Source organism: Paenibacillus sp. LS-5, assembly GCF_056121505.1.
Window position 1 is genome coordinate 1 of the sequence record NZ_JBWAVA010000094.1, and the last position, 259, is coordinate 259.

The following is a 259-nucleotide window of genomic DNA, read 5'->3' on the forward strand; positions in this document are numbered from 1 at the left end:
GCCGACGGCGGCGAGGCCGGTGCCGACGATCGACAGGGCGATGCCCGCGTCGCCCCAGAACAGCTCCTCCATCGCCATGGGGATGCCGAGGCCGGTGGGGTCGAAGTACTGCTGGGCGTAGAAGTCCAGGGAGTAGATGCCGACCTTGGCGGCCTCCTGGATCACCGGCCAGGGGGTCTCCTCGCGCTCGTCCCATTCGGCGGCCGCGGGACGGATGACGTCGGCCGCGAAGCCGTGCAGCCAGTCCCGGACCTCCTTC

The 259-nt window shown here is 71.0% G+C and carries 1 protein-coding gene; it reads right to left on the reverse strand.

The features are described from left to right. On the reverse strand, positions 1-259 hold a 259-nt coding region (locus tag AC0MA3_RS26600), incomplete at both ends, for an acyl-CoA dehydrogenase family protein (RefSeq protein WP_474658361.1).